The 16,436-nt window shown below is 66.8% G+C and carries 15 protein-coding genes; 6 read left to right on the forward strand and 9 right to left on the reverse strand.

Going from position 1 to position 16,436, the window contains the following annotated elements; all coding sequences use genetic code 11:
• Positions 1-544: 544 nt before the first annotated feature.
• Positions 545-3,205 (reverse strand): NACHT domain-containing protein, encoded by a 2,661-nt coding sequence (locus GWK61_RS18215; RefSeq protein ID WP_194909590.1) that lies wholly within the window; start codon positions 3,203-3,205, stop codon positions 545-547.
• Positions 3,206-4,676: 1,471 nt separating this feature from the next.
• Between GWK61_RS18215 and GWK61_RS18220 the strand changes: the two genes are divergently transcribed.
• The 4 genes from GWK61_RS18220 (at position 4,677) to GWK61_RS18235 (ending at position 9,826) form a co-directional block, all read left to right on the forward strand.
• Complete coding sequence (locus tag GWK61_RS18220) at positions 4,677-5,693, forward strand: MarR family transcriptional regulator (protein WP_194909591.1); 1,017 nt, start codon at positions 4,677-4,679, stop codon at positions 5,691-5,693.
• Between the two features lie 34 nt (positions 5,694-5,727).
• Positions 5,728-5,970, forward strand: coding sequence for an NUDIX hydrolase (locus GWK61_RS18225; RefSeq protein WP_194909592.1), 243 nt, complete (start codon positions 5,728-5,730; stop codon positions 5,968-5,970).
• 373 nt (positions 5,971-6,343) lie between these two features.
• On the forward strand, positions 6,344-6,658 hold the full coding sequence (locus GWK61_RS18230; protein ID WP_228562516.1) for a trypco2 family protein: 315 nt from the start codon (positions 6,344-6,346) through the stop codon (positions 6,656-6,658).
• A gap of 3 nt (positions 6,659-6,661) precedes the next feature.
• On the forward strand, positions 6,662-9,826 hold the full coding sequence (locus tag GWK61_RS18235) for a tetratricopeptide repeat protein (RefSeq protein ID WP_194909593.1): 3,165 nt from the start codon (positions 6,662-6,664) through the stop codon (positions 9,824-9,826).
• A 383-nt stretch (positions 9,827-10,209) separates the two neighbouring features.
• Here the strand turns inward: GWK61_RS18235 and GWK61_RS18240 are convergent, their stop codons facing one another.
• From GWK61_RS18240 to GWK61_RS18260, 5 genes are all read right to left on the reverse strand, one after another.
• The gene (locus GWK61_RS18240; RefSeq protein WP_194909594.1) at positions 10,210-11,577 is read right to left on the reverse strand and encodes a hypothetical protein; all 1,368 of its coding nucleotides are present in this window, start codon (positions 11,575-11,577) and stop codon (positions 10,210-10,212) included.
• A 331-nt stretch (positions 11,578-11,908) separates the two neighbouring features.
• A complete protein-coding gene (locus tag GWK61_RS18245; RefSeq protein WP_194909624.1) occupies positions 11,909-12,262 on the reverse strand; it encodes a GH25 family lysozyme in 354 nt (117 codons plus the stop codon).
• A 202-nt stretch (positions 12,263-12,464) separates the two neighbouring features.
• Positions 12,465-12,707 carry a hypothetical protein gene (locus GWK61_RS18250; protein ID WP_194909595.1) on the reverse strand — a complete coding sequence of 81 codons (243 nt, stop codon included), beginning with the start codon at positions 12,705-12,707 and terminating at the stop codon, positions 12,465-12,467.
• Positions 12,708-12,821: 114 nt separating this feature from the next.
• Entirely contained in the window at positions 12,822-13,211 is a 390-nt protein-coding gene (locus GWK61_RS18255; RefSeq protein ID WP_194909596.1) for a hypothetical protein, read from the reverse strand.
• Between the two features lie 124 nt (positions 13,212-13,335).
• Positions 13,336-13,866: a hypothetical protein gene (locus GWK61_RS18260; protein WP_194909597.1), complete on the reverse strand. Its 531-nt coding sequence runs from the start codon at positions 13,864-13,866 to the stop codon at positions 13,336-13,338.
• A gap of 48 nt (positions 13,867-13,914) precedes the next feature.
• On the opposite strand from GWK61_RS18260, the gene GWK61_RS18265 reads away from it, so the two are divergent.
• Both GWK61_RS18265 and GWK61_RS60795 read left to right on the forward strand, forming a co-directional pair.
• On the forward strand, positions 13,915-14,166 hold the full coding sequence (locus tag GWK61_RS18265; RefSeq protein WP_194909598.1) for a hypothetical protein: 252 nt from the start codon (positions 13,915-13,917) through the stop codon (positions 14,164-14,166).
• A 500-nt stretch (positions 14,167-14,666) separates the two neighbouring features.
• Positions 14,667-15,044: a hypothetical protein gene (locus tag GWK61_RS60795; RefSeq protein ID WP_194909625.1), complete on the forward strand. Its 378-nt coding sequence runs from the start codon at positions 14,667-14,669 to the stop codon at positions 15,042-15,044.
• A gap of 102 nt (positions 15,045-15,146) precedes the next feature.
• On the opposite strand, the gene GWK61_RS18275 is transcribed toward GWK61_RS60795, so the two are convergent.
• The 3 genes from GWK61_RS18275 to GWK61_RS18285 all read right to left on the reverse strand — a co-directional run bounded on the left by GWK61_RS18275 (position 15,147) and on the right by GWK61_RS18285 (position 16,435).
• Entirely contained in the window at positions 15,147-15,449 is a 303-nt protein-coding gene (locus GWK61_RS18275) for a hypothetical protein (RefSeq protein ID WP_194909599.1), read from the reverse strand.
• Between the two features lie 181 nt (positions 15,450-15,630).
• On the reverse strand, positions 15,631-16,149 hold the full coding sequence (locus GWK61_RS18280; RefSeq protein ID WP_194909600.1) for a hypothetical protein: 519 nt from the start codon (positions 16,147-16,149) through the stop codon (positions 15,631-15,633).
• 64 nt (positions 16,150-16,213) lie between these two features.
• Positions 16,214-16,435 (reverse strand): hypothetical protein, encoded by a 222-nt coding sequence (locus GWK61_RS18285; protein ID WP_194909601.1) that lies wholly within the window; start codon positions 16,433-16,435, stop codon positions 16,214-16,216.
• Between the last annotated feature and the right edge of the window lies 1 nt (position 16,436).

Genomic DNA, 16,436 nt, shown 5'->3' on the forward strand with positions numbered 1-16,436 from the left:
GCCGCACGGGCAAGGCCGACCGGCCCAACTACTCCGGCAAACACAAACGACACGGCCTGCACCTCGCCCTCACCGACGAAAACGGACAGCTGATCTGGATCTCCGCCGCCGCCCGCGCCCTCGTCGAGCACGGCTTCGCTCACCTGAAGACTTGACGCATCCTCACCAAGCTACGCACCGACCTCGCCCACCCTACTGACCTGCTACGAGCCCTACTCGTCCTGACCAACCTCGAAGTCGACCGGTGACAGACGATCAAGGCCCCAGACCAACGCGCTGGACCAGCACGAGCGTCTATGAGCTCTGCCGCACTAGCGACCTGACCAGACCATTCATGTTAGCGAGGGCTCAATGACGAGATGAACGCCGCAGGTGTCACTACTCCCGGGGCTGGGTCATGCTGGTACGCGTCGTATGCGTACCGGCTTTTGCGGACCCGCGATGCTGGCCTCGAACCCAGCGACTTCACGACTCTGGACCGCCGCAGACGAGCTCCGTCCCCACTACGGTTCTGGGGCGAGGCTATGCGTTGGTCGGGGCAAAGTCACCGTGGGGCGAGCTCTCTACGGTGACCTTTCTCCGTCGGCGGCCAGCGTTCGGCCCGGGCCATGACGTCCTCGAACGGCTGAAGATCCAGCGCCAATTCGAGCCACGTTCGCGACCAGAACTCGTCCATGGGATCGTCGGGGTCGCTCACTTCGCTGAGCGAGGCTGCCAGTCGCAGTGCCACGTCGGCAGGCTGGGCAGTGATCGTCATGCCGACGATGGCGTTTCTCCAGAAGGGCGCGATCCCGGGCTCGCTGGCGTGGCGGACCACGTGGCCGCAAGCCTCGTCGATCCATCCGGCGTAGAGCAGTAGTCGCACGGTCTCGTAGTGGACGCCGTCATTTTCGGTGCGGGCCGCAATCTCCAAGGCCTCCGTGCGAGCAGTAAGGGGATCGCGGTCGCCCAGCTGTTCCAGAATGGCCGCTATGGCCGAGGAATCGTTGACTCGTTTGGCTGCTCGTCTCCAACAAAGGGTCGCTTCGGCGTCCATCCCCAAGTCGGCGGCCAAAAGAGCGGCCTGCGCCCACGCGTTGTCGGTCTGGTCCGTATCGGCGGGAGGCGCGGCAAGGAGTGCTCGGGCGACAACACGATCGTCGGCGGACACAGCGGCGACGGCTCGTGCGGCCCTCAACCGGACGTCCGCCATGTTCTTGGATGCGTCACGGATAAGCCTCAGACGGGAGACGGCTGCATTCTTGTCACGCCCCCACCGGACCATCCCCTCGGCGACCCATACGATCTGGCCCGGGTCCTGGTTCGGATCGTCTATGACCTGACGCAGGAATTTGCGACCCTCCTCAGCCGGCGCATCGGACACGGCATGCTCCGAGCCTTCGGACCGTACGAGGAACTTCGACGCGAAGACACGGGCATCCAGGCGTGCGGCGGTGTTTCTCACGAGGAGCTGGGCCGCTCGTCGCGCGAAGCGGACCTCACCAGCTTCGGCAAGTTCGGCGATCAGATTGTGCGTCGCAAGGTCTGCTGGCGTCCGGCCGTTGAGCCACGCCTTCCAGAGTTTTACCGCGTCCTCTGCGTGGCCAGCGTTGATCAGGCGCAATCCTGCTTGCTGGATCCAGCCTGCCGGAAGATCGGCGTGTCGCAGCACGGTGGTAAGTAAATGGAGTCCACGATCCGGGGCCCCGGCGTAAATGAGGGCGTCGACGGCGCACAGGGCTGCGAACGCGCTGCCTCGTCGACCGAGATCTTCGATCCGGCCCGCCGCCGTGGTGTCCTCACAGTGCCGCGCTAGAAGGGCGAGTGCGGCGGTGCGGCGGGCAGGCGCCACGATGGGTGCTTCGGCCAGAGCTCTTACTTCGCGTGCTACTTCCGGGTGGTGCATCTGTTGGCCGAGAATGCTTGCAGTGTCGTCCCAGTCGAACCCGTAGTCATGTTGCGTCATCGAGCTGAGACCGAGTTGTCTTATGAGACGGCTTGCTACACGCTGGACGTACTGCCCGGTCTCCACTGCCACACGCCCGGCAAGCAGGGTCTGCCAAGCGTTGTCGTCTCTCAAGCGCTGCCACAGCAGTTCGGGCTGATGTTCGGGCGCGGAAGCCCATGCGGCCAGGGTGAGGACGAGGCGTTCGTAGTCGGCGTGATCGCTGCGGAGAAACCGTGGAGCCTCGTTCAGACCCGTGAGGCCGGGCCCCAGGCTGGCTGCCATAGCAGGGGCTGCGAGGAACTCGGCTAGCGACCGGTGGGCGAATCGTGGCCGGCCCGTGGTGGTGGTTGTGATCAGGCCGGTCGAGGCCAAGAGCGTGGGCAGGATCTGCGCTCGCAATGGCACGCCGTCGGGGACGGCAGGTGCGTGCAGACGCATCCACGCGTCGGCGGTCGCGGCCAGGTCGACGTCGTCGTGGGAAAGGTGTTCTGCGGCGACATACGCCAAGAGTGGGTGCCGGTTGCTGTAGAGCCAGTCCGCGAGGAGTTCCGCCTCCCTGCCGTAGGGGGCCAAAGCGGCGACGAGCCGTTGCCGGGACTGGACGGCCGCAGGACGAGCATGTAGCAGGTACCGTACGAACTCTGCGAACAGGCCGGTGCGCGTCATGGGCAGCCGCGCTTCGGCGCTGTTCTCGTGGACCATGGCAGCGATGGTGGCGACCAGTGGCACTCGGGTCAGGTCGTCGCGGAACGGGGAACGCTCAATCTCTGCCAGGAAGGTCGGTGTCAGTTCGGGTCGGCGCCGGGCGACGAACCACCGTTCGGCGAACGCGGCCAGTTGGCCGTTGTCGAACGGCAGCAGGTCGCAGTCGGCGGCGCCGCTTTCGTACAGCGGGCGAACTTCGGACAGGAAGAGCGGCCGGGAGGTGATCAGGAAGCGATGGATCCCGCCGTTCGCCAGCCGCCATCGCAGGGCTTGGACCACCCGACGCCGAAGCGCGACGTCCAGGATCTCGTCGAGGCCGTCCACGCACACCAGCCACTCGGCACCCGGCGCGGGGCGGTCGGAGAAGGTCGTGGGATCGAGAACGGAGCCGATCCGGCCGCCCAGCTGGCGGGCGACCGCCGCCGTGAGCAGAGCCGGGAAGGTCCCCTCCCCGGTGAGGTCAACCGCCGCGATCCACAAGGGCACCAGCCACGGCGTGCCCGTTGGGCGAAGAAGACGACCGTCGGGGGCGAGCCATGCCGCAGACCACTGCTGCACGAGCCGTTGCACCATGACTGTCTTCCCCGAGCCGGGGGCGCCGAGGACAACTGCGTGCGACCGTCGCATGACGAGGTCACTCGCGGGCAGCACCACCGATGTCTCAACGCTGCGGGGTTCAGCGCGCGAGCCCGATTCGACGGCGCGGACCCGCTCACGAACGTAGACGTTGCCTAGGGGAGGCGCGTCCGCTCCGAAGAGTTCGTACGGCAGATCGGAACACATGTCCTGCTGCGCCGCGAGGAGCTGAGCTACTTGAGCCGGCAGCACCGGCGTACTGCCGGTCCCCGGACCGGCACGGCCTGTCCCGTCGGCCTGTATCCGTTGACGCTGCCTGCGCAACCGGTCGGCCTGCGACCACCTCCGAAGCGCCTCGCTCTCGTCCAGCCCTAGAGCCGCACTCAGACTCCGGGCCAGGGGCCACGAAGGGAACCTGGCTCCGCTGAAGAACTCGGACACGCGCGCGGACGGCACACCGGCACGAGCGGCCAGGGCCTGACGGCTCACAAGCCCTGATTCCGCGAAGGCTTGGGCGTACCAAGCGATCAACACGCGAGAGGCTTCGTCTCCGTGCGCTCCCATCGGCTGCGGCGGACGTCCTGCCATTACACCCCCCGGTTCGACTTCTTCCGCCCATTGTTCACGCTCGTTCCCGAACAATCGAGCACCACGAGACAGTCCTTTGCGAGCGCCTCCCGCAACGGCGCGGGCCACGAGAGAAGGACGATCACCATGTGGACGAACCCTGCGACAGCCATCGGCGCGGCGACGCTGATGACGCTCACCCCGGTCGCTGTGCGGACTCTGGGATGGCTTCTCGGCCTGCGTATGGTCCTCAGAGCCAGCCGCCCCGAGGAACGGCCCGCCCTCCTTACTGCCTTCGCTGCGGCTGCATTCGCCCTGCGGGACGGTAGGCGGATCCGGCGCGACAGCGGCTCCGAGGCATTCCTGTCTGGTGACTGCGCGTGCATGTCACCCGCACGCCACAAGGGCCAGGACGATCCGTCCATTGAGCTTCACTGTCGTCCGGGTTTAACCCGTTGCCCGGCGGACGGCCCGCGGCTTGACGACGCGGCCCGTTGCGGCGGCGAGAGCGTGGCTTAACACCCAAGAGAACCGTTCAGCCAAGTCCGCGACAAGGTCACTTACCACACTTGCCTAAAGGCCTAAAGGCACCCCTGATAACTGGGACTCGGTTGGAACATGCCGAGCGGCGCGGCCAACTTCAACGGCACGAGTCTCGTCGCGGGCCAGATTGGTTGGCACAAGACCACCTTCAATTGCAACGGTCACCGGGCCCGTCGAGAAGATCTTGAACGGGGCGCTTGACTTCATGGCCGGATCCACGGGTTCATGGACGCCGCAGCCCACCGCAACCCGCGCCGTACACGCGGATTCGTCGCCGCCGCTCCCGGTCTCCGCCGGAGACCGCCCTGGCCAGGGCAGTCCCCATCCGAAATCCCTTGAACCGCCGCGAGGATGCGCCATGCCCAAAAACCCGTCTACCGCCGCACCGAAGAAGACCAAGAGCACAAACAAGACGCCGGCCAAGAGCACGCGCGCGGCCGATCCGGATGCCCCGGCCGGCCTGACGCCCAACCAGGCCGCGGTCCTGCAGCATCTGTCCGAACGGGCCGGAGTGACCACCGCCGAGGTGGCCGCCGCCGAGGGCATCGGCCACTCCACCGCGCAGAAAGCCCTGACCGTGCTGGAAGCCGCCGGTCTTGCACGCCGCGAAGCAGGCGTCCGCAACGGCGCGCTGAAATCCCCCGACCGGTGGTTCCCCACGACCGCCGCCACCAGCGCAGATCCGGAATCGACTCGCGAAGCACCCCAGGCTGCGGCTGACGCGGATGCGTCGGGTACCGACGCCGCCGTCGATGACGCGGCCGAGCCCGTCGAGCCGGATTCCCGCAGCGGCGCGGCCGAACCAGCGGACTTGGCTGCCGCCGCGGCGCTCACCTCCTCCACGGATCAAAGGCCGGACACGCCGCAGGATTCCACGACCGGCGAACCCGACGAGACCGACGACCATGCCGAGGAATCCGGCGTCGTTCCCGACGCCGCCAACCAGACCGCTGCGACCAACGCCGACCAGTCCTCCGCCAGCGTCGCAGACCCCGCCGATGATTCCGACGCCGCGCCGGGTCCGGCCGCAGACGGCACCGACGCCACCGGGGCATCGCTGGACACCGCAGGCGTCACCGGCACCGTGACCCCGGCCGTCGAGGCGCCCCCGACAGCAACGTCCGACGCACGCCTGAGCAAGGGCGAGCTTCGAGCGATGGTCGAGAAGTACCTACGGGACCACCCGGATCAGGCGTGGACCCCTAGCAAGATCGGCAAGGCGCTGGGAGGGCGGTCGGCCGGAGCGGTGAAGAACGCCGGCGAGAAGCTGGTGGACGACGGTATAGCTCGGACTTTCGACGACGCCCCACACAGGTTCCAGATCATCGCAGCCCCGGCAGGCAAGACCACGCGTGTAGGATCCGCAAATCCGTGAGCAAAGTCCGCCGATCATGAGCACTGTCCGAGCAATGTCCGGTGACCGGCCGCCGCTGGCGAACTATGTGTTCGACGGCGGCGTCATCACCGAGGAATGGGCCCGGGAGCACGTGCGAGTGGACACCGACGAAGTGACCGAGTGGCGCCTTGCTGACGCCGCCGACCGCGAGACGCTGCTCATCCCGCTGCTTGCTCATCGGCTCACGGCCTGCCTCGGCGCTATGGCCAGCGGCGCAGCGGTATATCTGCACGACGGGCGGGAGGTTCACGCCTGATGTCCCGTGTCGGCGATCTGGAGTGGCGGCAGGTCTGGCGACGGCGCCGCCCGAACAGAGCTGATCGAACTGAAGACCCTGTTCTTCGTGGAGGGGCCGGGCTGCGGCCGTGCGCTGGCTGCCGTCGAGCTTCGTCGTCGTCGGCACTGACGAGTCCGGAAGGCCGCTGCCAACGGGGAGACACATCCAGTGTTCCGGCTCGCCGACGTGCCAGTCGGGCTGCAGCCCATCATTGACGGGCACCGGACGGAAACCCGGCGGCTCATCCTGGGGACCGACCAAGAAACGGCGACAGCTACGCCGCCGCTTGAGAAACGACCTACATGATCCGTCCGTTAACAGGTCAGGGCTCTCCGTATCAGGAGACCGTGACATGGGGAGGGGCAAAGCGGTGATCGAGCTGGCCAGTGTGATCAGGGATCTGCGGGCGGAATTGAAGGAAGCGGTGGCCTCCGGCGATGGCGAGGCCCTTCGGTTCGAGCTCGGGCCCATCGAGTTGGAGGTGTCGGTCGCCCTTCAACGCGAGGGCAGCGCCGGGGCCAAGGTGCGGTTCTTCGTGGTCCAAGGTGGAGCCGACGGCAAGATCGACACTACCGACACGCAGCGGATCAAGCTGACGCTGACCCCACGCATGGAACCTGGCGGAGGCTCGCCGTACGTCTCCGGCGGCCGCAAGGTCGGCGAGTAAGTCATGGCTTCCCTCGAGCCGCGCCGTGCGTGCCAGGTCCTCACCGAGAACGAGGTCGGCTCAGGCTACCTGGTCAGTGGCGACCTGATACTCACCGCCCGGCACGTGGTGCTCAACGCCAAAGAAATCACTGCCCGGTTCATCGACGACCGAGGCAGGCCCCGTGACGTTCTCGGTCATCTGGCCTGGGCGGATGAGGATGGCGAGGGGCTGGATCTGGTGGTAGTACGCATTACTGAGGTCCAGAGCGTGGTTCCCGTCCGCTACGGCCGCCTTCCGGCACGTATGAAATGCGAAGCCATCGGCTTCCCACTGTTCAAAGAACGTAAGCCAGCCCCAGAAATCTTCTACCGCGAAGCCCACCACATGGTGGGCATGATCACGCCGGATGCCAACCAACGCTCCGGAACATATGAAGTGACTGTCGATGAGCCGGCACCCAATCTTTTCGAATCTCCTTGGGCAGGCATGTCCGGCGCGGCGATCTTCGTCGGCGGCCTTGTCGTCGGCATCGTCAGTGAGCATCACTCCGACGAGGGACTCAACCATCTGGCAGCCAGCCCTATCGATCACTGGCGAAGGCTTGACGACCAGCCACGCCTGGCCCAGCTGAGCGAGATCTTGGGCCCGACCCTGGCCCGCCCGCTAACCCCGGTCGTGCCGCCGATCCCGCCGACCCACATCAGGCCACAGCAACTGCCGGTACGCCGGCAGTTCGTGGGACGCGTCACGGAACTCGACCACCTACTGGACTTGCTGGCACCAGACGAGACCCGAGCCCAAACACCGAGCCCTCGCATTGGGATCATTGTCGGGCTGCCGGGCGTGGGCAAGACTGAGCTTGCTACGCAGGCAGGCCATGCTTCGATGGAGCGCGGGTGGTTCGCCGGCGGTCAGTTGTTCCTGGACCTGCGAGGATACGATGCGGAGCCGCTGAGTGCTTACGTCGCACTCGGACATCTGCTACGGGACCTGGGCATCCCGGCACGCGAAATCCCGGAGGACGAAGACGCACGTGGACGACAGCTCCGTTCGACGCTGGCTCAGCACGAAGAGCCACTGCTGATCGTCTTGGACAACGCTTCCCGCGCCAGCCAGGTGGAACCGCTGCTGCCCAGTTCAGGACCGCATCGGGTGCTGGTGACCTCCCGGCACCACCTGCCCCAGTTGGAAGCCCGTCTGCTGCGCTTGCCGGTACTCTCGGCCGCCGAGTCCGTCACGTTGATGGACAGCGTCTTGCGGACCCGGTCCGGAGACGACACCACGATCCTCGATCACCCGCAGGCTGCAGCAGAGGTGGCCCAGTTGTGCGGTCACTTGCCGCTGGCCTTGAGAGTCGTCACCGCACGGCTGGCGACCAGCTCGTTGGACGACCTCGCTGCCGAACTCCGCGAGCAGGGCACGGGGATGGAAGGCCTCAGCGACGGCGAGAAGGCGGTGCGCCCGGCTTTCGATCTGTCCTACCGGCACCTGGCCGCCGACGAGGCGATGCTGTTTCGCCAGCTCAGCCTCAACGGCAGTCCCCACATCTCACTGGCCGCGGCCGCCGCCGTAGCTGGAACGCCCAAGCACGCTGCCCGCAGACTTCTCGACCGGCTTGTAGAGGCAAATCTAATCGAGCGGATCTCGGACCGCCCGCGCTGGACCATGCATGACCTGCTGTGGGAATACGCTGCGGTAAAAGTCGGCGAGGATCCAGAGCACAGTCGCGAAGCGGCGCGCCGCCGCCTAGCGGAGCACTACAACCAGGGCCTCGCACTGGCAACAGCAATACTTAGGCCTTCGGCGGGTACGGGGGTGCCAGACACACCGAAGGATGAGATAGCTGCATCCGCACAGTTCGCAACCGCCGAAGATGCGGCCGATTGGCTTGGCATCGAACTCGTAAACTTGATGGCCGACGAACCCCAACGATGTTTCCCATTGAACGAGCTCGCAAAAACGCTCGCCGCTGCAGGCCGGGAAAGCGATGCGTGGCATGTCTGGAGGCATATGTCTTCTGGCAAAGCGAAACGGTTGGACGGTTATCCGGAATACATCACGGATCCGTACCCCGGCAACTTCACAGCCGTCAGACAACTTGCTGAGATCGACCTGCAACTCGAAGAGCTGAACGCTGCCAGAAAAGCTGTCCGCCAGGCCCAGCAGTCCACAGACCGTCGTGGAGAAGCAGACGCCTTGTTGAGGCAAGCGAAGGCTCTCCTCAAGCACTACATGGACGTTCCCAAGGCAACCAATCTTGCGCGCCAAGCCGTGGACGTCTTCGATGAGCTACGTGATACCGCAGGCAGGGCACGGGCATATTGCGTCTTGGGCGGAGCCTATGAAAAGGCACACCGTTCCGATGAGGCCCTCACGGCCTACCAGACTGCGGAACGGCTGGCGGGGTCGGCCAGAGTAGATGAGATCCAGGCCCAGGCATTGGAACGGATTGGCAGACTGCTCCTCGAGGCGGGAAGGCACAGCGAAGGAATCGAGTCCCTGCGTAGCAGCGTGAAGTTGTTCCATCGCCTTGAAGACGCCTTCGGCGGCGGCAGGGCCTTGAGCACCCTAGGCGGCGCACTACTGGAGCTGGGGCGATACGACGATGCAATAGAAACCTGTCGCGAAGCGATCGCGTTGTGCAGTTCTGCCAACGAACTCTACGGCAGGATGTCCGCCCAGATGAGTCTGTCGACAGCCTTGTGCGAGGCTGGTCGCTATCAGGAAGCGATACCGGAGGGCGAGCGAACGCTGGCCATGTGCCAGGAGGCCAACTATCCAGAGGGCGAGAGCAAAGCGCTGCTCGAGCTCGGGTTCGCGTGCATGCATGAAGGACTGTTCGAAGAGTCTGTGAAGTGGCACGAGCAGGCATTGCCCCTGCTGGCAAGAGCGGGCGAGCAACAAGGTGAAGCCTGGGCACTACTGCGTCTTGGCATAGGGCTCAGCAACCTTCGGAACTGGGACGAGGCAAACCGAGCATACGAGCGGGCACGCAAGAAGGGCGACGCTAGCGTCGCCGGACGGGCCTGGGCACTGCTGGGTGGGAACCTGGTGGATTCGGGATATCCGGAACAGGCTCTCCCATACCTTTATCAAGCATTCGAAGAAGCACAGGAGATCGGTGATGCCGATCTGCTGAAGCTTACGGCACGCAACATAGGGATTGCTCAACGGAAGCTACGATGAAGCAGCCGCAGCGGCTCGGTCGCACGACGGGAGAGTCCGTTACAGGTTTAGAGAATACTGATTCTCTAAACTAGACTCCCGGTGTTTGCGCCAAATACCGCCGGATAGTCCAGCATGCCCCAGCACAGCCCCCGCGGCGGCCGGATCAGGCCGACGCCGTAGTGTTTCTTGCCATCCTCACCTCCGCAGACATCTTGATCTGTGCGGCCCATATGTCCCCGGAGTCGGTTGCTGCGCCTGCGGCCGGGCCGGCGGCGCTGTTCGCAGCATGGACGAATCGTTCCGGACGTGGCGATCGTTGAGTCTGGCCATCTGACTCGGGCAATGCGCGTGGCACGGCCTCGGAAAAGGAGTGAGCCTTCGAGCTTGCGTGTGCGAAAGGTTCAGAAAAGGTGGCCGGCGGCCTGCTGCCAAGTGTCGACAGCCTGAGCGAGTTTGGTTGATGCCCCGGCTGCGGTGGTGATCATGGCGATGGCGGCTTTGGCGCGGGTGAGCCTGCGGGGCTCGTCCGGAGCGGCGGCCGCGTCGGCGACGTCGGCGACGTGGTGGAGAAGTTCGGCGCGCTGATCCTCGGCGATCTCTGGGGCCTGCTGGACCGCCTCGCTCAGCGCGCGAATGGCCTCCGCGATGCCGGGCTCTCCGCGATCGGCAACGCTCTGGATGGTCGCGCCGATGGTGGTGAGCGTGTCGGCCACCGCGAGGTGGCTGTTGTGCACCTCACTGTTGATCGCGCCGACGTTGCCGTAAACGGTCACCGGATCACGTCGCTTGCCCTGCCCGGATGCCTCTGCGTACTCCGGCATAAGATCCAGCACCTCCGCAAGGTAGTTGACCGCGACAGCGATATAAGCCGAGTGGATTCGCGGGGCGAGCCCAGCGGTGAGCTTCTGATACGCCCGTCGCAGCATTGCTCCACCGGTTCTCCCGCTGTCCGGGGAATGGAGAAGCGGGATACCGCCGTCCGGAACCTCTTGCGCTAGGCACTCCGCGCCCGCGAGCCCCCAGGTCGCCCATCGATATCGCCAGACGACTTCGGCGGTGAGGAACCAGTGAAGAAGTGGGCTCTCGATGCGGTAGGAGGGCGGAAATCCCCGTGTTTGACCGGGCCATTTGCGGTCCCCGACCGCTTCGTACTGCTTGACGATCTCGTCGATGAGCTTGGCGAGCTGATCGGCGACTGTCTCTGCAACAACAGCCTCGTGGAGCCGGGCGAATTTGGGCGGATGCTGCGCTGGGAGAACGAGACGCGGGACCGACCGGCTGTTGGCCACCCTGACGAGACCCTCGTGAAGCTTGGCGAGGAGCGGTGACCACTCGCGGACAGACGCCGCGCTCAGCCACCGGTACATCAGGGCCGCCCGGTACTCCTGTGAGGGATCCCCGGGGCGCGGAGGCCACGTCATCACGTACTGCCGGTCCGGAGTCACGTACCGCCGGTTCGGAGTTCTCATCGCGTTATCGATGGGCAGGACGATATCCAGGATTTCGTCTTGGAGAGCGGAACGGGGAGCGCCATCAAACATGAAGGGCGAGAGCAGGTAATCCATCTCCAGGCTCCACCTGTAGATGTCGCACATGAGGGCTGCCGCATCCCTACTTCCGGCCCGTCGCCGCTCCAGGAAAGGGCGCAGGGCTGTGGCATGCTCGCCCGCCTGGGCGGCGATGCGTGGTCCGAACTCCGGCACGGCTTCGCTGATCACCCTGCGTGCGGCATCGGGGTCGGGCAACCGGGTGTTGCGCACGGATGGCATATAAGCATTCTGGCCTCGCACCGCCCGGCGCGGCAGCGAAACTGAGTGCCAGAAAGAATGTTCGTCGCCGACCAACGCCAGATCGGGACCTGGCCGGCGGCTTCGATTCGTCGGCTGGCGGCAGCGAGCCGGGCCAGCACCACCGGACCCTCGTTCGACGGTAGATGGCATGTGATCGTCCCTCAAGAAACCATCGTTTGTTGAGGGACGCACCGATCTTCACCCCACCGAGGTCAGGATCCTCAAAAACTCCGTCAACAACCTCCAGTCACCGTTTACTGAAGATCTCGTCCCTCAAGGCTCGTGGCCAAGGACGTCTTGTTTCCCCGGCTCAGCGGATGTAGGCGAGCCGCTTGAGCGTGGCGTAGTCGAACCGGAAGACGTTGGCGTCGACGGCCCTGCCCACACCGGGGATCTTCGCGTGATCGGTGTACTGCCAGAACGACCAGCCGGTGCCACCGGGCACAGGCGGAGGCGGGTTGTTGCCATAGCGGGCCAGACGGACCCGGTAGCCGCCGAGGGCCTTGGTTCCGCCCAGGCAGTCCTGGATGAAGGAACGCTGTGTGTAGATCGTCGGCGTGACGCCGGTGACTTGCTGGACCCGGTGGATGAAGTCCAGGACCTGGTTGACGTGCAGATGGTGTCCTGCGCTGGTGCACTCCTCCAGGTCGAGCTCGGACGGCAGTTCTAGGGGTGGGTGCCGGTGAAGTGCTGGGCGTGGATCGTGTTCAGGAAGTTGTTGGCCGTGCTGCGACCAGCGCGACGCACTGCGGGCAGTCGTTCATCCAGTCGGTCATCGTCACCGGGTCCATTGTTCCGTCCTCCTTCGGGGTCTGATTTCACGGCGCGGCCCGTCGGCTCGCCTGTTCCAGGTGGACCGCCTACCACTACATGACCGCCGACCAGGACGGCACCGCCCACTGAACGCCTCGCCCGATCAGCATCCGATCGGCGAGACAGAGAACCTGCGCGCACGCCTGGTCGAGACACACCTGCACCGCATCCCGGGCTACCTGCCCGACTGCCCAAACTGCTGTGAATGGCAGGCGCTGGCGGCCCGGTCCGACGGGCTCAAGCCCCGCCTGGTGCCGGTGCTCGGCCGGGAAGACCTGCTGCACCGTGCCGGACATCTTCTGATGTGACCAGCGGATTCACCCCGTGTGGGCCCGGAGCTGGGAGTTTCCTTCCGGCGCCGGGCCCGCCTGACGTAGACGCGACGATCGCCGCTCCGTGCTGTGGGGCACTCAGACCGCAGCCGGAACGGCCGGGGCAGCGGGCTTGGCCGCGGCGGGCTTCTTCGGCTCCCGCACCTTCTCCCCTGCCGCCGCCTTGACCGCGGCCCTCACCTCGCGCAGCTCGCGGCCGGTCATCTCGGCCGCCTGAGCCTCGGTCACACCGTCGGCGACGATGGCGGCCAGGCGCCGGGCACAGTCGGCACGCAGCTCTTCGATCTTCGCGGTCAGCTCGTCGATCTCGGCCTGTTTGCCGGCGATCTCCCCGGCGTGGTCGAGAACGCGCTTTCGGCGCGCGGTCTCGGCGAGCCGCCGTTCTTCGTCGTGGGCGTCGTATAGCGCGGCGGCGTGATCGCGCGCCGCCTTCTTCCGCGCCGTGTTCGACGCACTTGCTGCCACCATGGTCAAAAGACTTAGCGGTGGTCTGCCCGGTCCGCCACCTGGCCGGTGCAATCGTGGGAGCCACCGGCGGCGGTTCCGCCGTCACGACCGGCATCCGTCGGCATCCCGTGTCCGGGGAGGGCGCTCAGTTGGTGGCGACCAGTGCTGCGCTAACTCCGATCCTGGGGGGAAGCGTGGTCGGTGATGTGCTTTGCGCCAAGACGGCTATGCCGTGGTCGGTGAAGGAGACCGGTGCGATCTGGTAGCCGCGAGCGGTGACCGCGCCGTCGGACTCCCGGATGATGACCATCGACGCCGGGGCACTGCTTGTGCCGAGTTGTATGGCATACACCGCCCCGCCATAGGCACTGACCGGCTCAAGGCTGCCCTGGCCGGAAAGCTGCGACCAGGCCACGGCCCCGGAGGCGAGGTTGATGCCGAAGCTGGGCCCGGACGCGGTGGTGTCCGCGTCGTAGATCGTGAGGACGCCGGTCGAGGAGTCCGAGACGGCGCCCAGCGCCGCTGGTGAGGCCGTGTCGGACGGTACCCAGACACGACGGAAGCGGTGGCGGTGGCGAGCACTGCCATGCCGGTCACGGCCTTCGAGCCGGGCGCCCGCAGCCGGGCACTGGCTGCGTCGGCACGCCGGCGACGCTGACTGGGACCGGCCGGTCAAGGTGAACTGGGAGCCAGGCGGGCACGAGATCGTGTGCGAGGTCGCCGGATGCGACCGGCCGATCTCGCCGTGGGGCTGTGCGCCTCGCACGGGCGCCGACGCGCCTCCGGCGAGCCCGGCCGGGACGCGCCGCTGCGCGACCATCTGCCCCGCGCCGGGAAGGTCTGTGACCTGGCCGGCTGCGGGCGCGCCGTGGCCAAGGGCGGCCTGTGCGGTACCCACTACCGGCGGCGGCGCGTGGGCCAGGCCGACTGGGACTGCCCGATCAACGAACAGTCGCGGAACAAGCCCCGGCCGTGACGCCGGCCGCCCCAGACCTCCGCCGAGGACACCGCCGGGCACCGGATACCGGTTTGCACCGCGCACAGCCTGGACCTCATGATCGCCGGATGGGTGATTCGTGGACGACGGTGGAGCAGATTGACGCCAAGCGCGCCGAGTTCGAGCAGGCGCTGGGCAACTCCTGGCGCCGGCCGGCAGCCTGGGCAGTCGCGCACGAGGCCGACGGGCAGATATTGGTGAACCGGGTCAACGTCGCCGAGGGATACCTGCCCGCCGCAGTCCTGGCCACGGTGGCCGGGTGGCCGGGGCTGACCGGCTCGGTGCCGCTGTCGGCCGCCGATCTGGACGCGGCGATCGAGATGCTCGCCCCGGCCGAAGCCTGCGCCGAGCTGGAGCATCCGAACCTGCGTGCCTGGCGGTACCTGCGCGAGGAAATCGGGGACGCCGGATCCGCGGTCGTCGTGTTCCTGGAGGCGATCGACATCCTCGCACCCGAGGACCGTTTCGTGGCCGCGGCGCTGGCGCAGGTTCACCGCGGCCGGGTAGAGAACCCGGACGGGACGACGACGCTGTGGCGGCCGGTGGGGCCGGCCGAGCTGGCGCTGCTCCAGGAGTCGGGTTTCACCGCGTGGCCGCCGCGCCTTCCCGACCAGCCGATCTTCTACCCGGTGCTCAACGAGCAGTACGCGACGACCATCGCGGCGCAGTGGAACGTTGCCGCCTCCGGTGCCGGGTTCGTGACACGCTTCGCCGTCCAGACCTCCTTCGCGCGCCGCTACCCCACCCAGCAGGCCGGGGCCGTGGAGCATCTGGAGCTGTGGATCCCGGCCGAGCACGTCGACACGTTGAACGCACACCTGGTCGGGACGATCGAGGTCGTCGGCGAGCACCGTTGACCTGCACCCCGCCGTGCCGGGTGCAGGGGTGCAGGTCATGTGGAGCGCGCCCGCGGCCCGGGCGCCGGTCGGGCCAGCTCGCCGGGTGTGTGGTCCTGCGCGCTATCGAGGAGAGCTGGCTGGGCGGTTCAGGCGAACGATCACGTAGGCCCAGAATGCGGTGCGCTGGTTGGGCTTGACCGCCTGCAACAGCTCCCGCAAGCGCTCGATCGCGGTTTCCAGGGGGTCGTCGGCCTTGGCGCGCCGCTCGTGGGCCGCCAGGTCCAGCGTCGCCTCGGCGGCGCGGTGCCGGGCCGACAGGGCATCGCGGACCGCGGCCTCGGCCTTGTCGCCGGTGTAGCAGGGGTCGCCGTGGCGTGTGATGCGCCCGCCGTCGGGGCGGGACACCTCGACTTCGTAGACCATCCCGACTGTGGACGATCCGCGGGGTTTGAAGTACTTGGGTCTGGGCCGCTGTATCTGCCGCATCATTCATGATCTGCGTCCCTTTTTTGAAGTGGAAAGTGGCCCGTCCGGCGACGGTGGGCGTACACCGGTCACCGGGGACCGGATCCGGGCCGTTTCCGGCCCGGCACGGTGCGTGCGGTCAGGGTGTGAGCAGGTCGGTCAGGAACGCGGCCAGTCCGCCTCCGCCGGGGCTGTACACCAGCTGGTCGCGTGGGTCGGGGGTGAACATGGAACCGAAGGCGGTGCGGGTGATGATGCTGGTGCGTTGCAGGCCCAGGGGACCGTCCGGGGCCGTCGGCCACCATGCGCTCGTCGAGATTGCCTCGGCCCGCTGTGCCGCGTCCGCCTCGGCGGGCCGGGGCAGGTCTGCGATCGGCGTGTTCGGCAACTGCTCGGGGCGGATGCTGGGCACGTGCAGCCACGCCTCCGCCGTGATCGCCGCAGCGACCGAACCGGCCTCGCGCGCCCGCCGCCGCAGCTCGGCGCGCCCACCGGGGGTTTTGGGGGTGCCGGTGGGCAGCACGACGTAGGTCGGCTCGCCGCGATCGGGTAGCAGCGTCAGGACCGGCTGGGCGATCCCGATGGTCCGGTGCGCGTCTTCGGCGGCGCTGTGCAGCCGTTGGACGGCCGCGTTGAATCGGATCACGGTCAAGGACATGACGGCCGGTCCTTCCCAGGCTTCAGAGCGGGATTCTCGCGGTCGGGGACCGTTGGCGTGCGCCTCATGCGCCGGCCTTGGTGGTGTCGTGGCCGCCGTGGATGACGGTGATCGCCACCAGCCAGGAGGCGATGTGGCCGGTTGCCACCGGCAGCGAGGTGAAGTCGGCGTTGGCCGCATCGCCGGGCTCGGATTCCACGCGCCAGCGCCCGGCGTCGTCGGTGAGCAGCCGCAGGATGTGCTCCCGGCCGTCCACGGTGAGTTCGGTCACTGATATCTGCCGCATC

This window comes from Catenulispora rubra, assembly GCF_015356825.1.
Taxonomy (GTDB): Bacteria; Actinomycetota; Actinomycetes; order Streptomycetales; family Catenulisporaceae; genus Catenulispora; species Catenulispora rubra.

Bases quoted from the DNA above. Each gene is read 5' to 3' on its own strand.
- GWK61_RS18215 (WP_194909590.1), bottom strand. From the start codon at position 3,205: ATGGTGCAACGGCTCGTGCAGCAGTGGTCTGCGGCATGGCTCGCCCCC.
- GWK61_RS18220 (WP_194909591.1), top strand. From the start codon at position 4,677: ATGCCCAAAAACCCGTCTACCGCCGCACCGAAGAAGACCAAGAGCACA.
- GWK61_RS18225 (WP_194909592.1), top strand. From the start codon at position 5,728: ATGTCCGGTGACCGGCCGCCGCTGGCGAACTATGTGTTCGACGGCGGC.
- GWK61_RS18230 (WP_228562516.1), top strand. From the start codon at position 6,344: ATGGGGAGGGGCAAAGCGGTGATCGAGCTGGCCAGTGTGATCAGGGAT.
- GWK61_RS18235 (WP_194909593.1), top strand. From the start codon at position 6,662: ATGGCTTCCCTCGAGCCGCGCCGTGCGTGCCAGGTCCTCACCGAGAAC.
- GWK61_RS18240 (WP_194909594.1), bottom strand. From the start codon at position 11,577: ATGCCATCCGTGCGCAACACCCGGTTGCCCGACCCCGATGCCGCACGC.
- GWK61_RS18250 (WP_194909595.1), bottom strand. From the start codon at position 12,707: ATGTCCGGCACGGTGCAGCAGGTCTTCCCGGCCGAGCACCGGCACCAG.
- GWK61_RS18255 (WP_194909596.1), bottom strand. From the start codon at position 13,211: ATGGTGGCAGCAAGTGCGTCGAACACGGCGCGGAAGAAGGCGGCGCGC.
- GWK61_RS18265 (WP_194909598.1), top strand. From the start codon at position 13,915: ATGCGACCGGCCGATCTCGCCGTGGGGCTGTGCGCCTCGCACGGGCGC.
- GWK61_RS18275 (WP_194909599.1), bottom strand. From the start codon at position 15,449: ATGGTCTACGAAGTCGAGGTGTCCCGCCCCGACGGCGGGCGCATCACA.
- GWK61_RS18280 (WP_194909600.1), bottom strand. From the start codon at position 16,149: ATGTCCTTGACCGTGATCCGATTCAACGCGGCCGTCCAACGGCTGCAC.
- GWK61_RS18285 (WP_194909601.1), bottom strand. From the start codon at position 16,435: ATGCGGCAGATATCAGTGACCGAACTCACCGTGGACGGCCGGGAGCAC.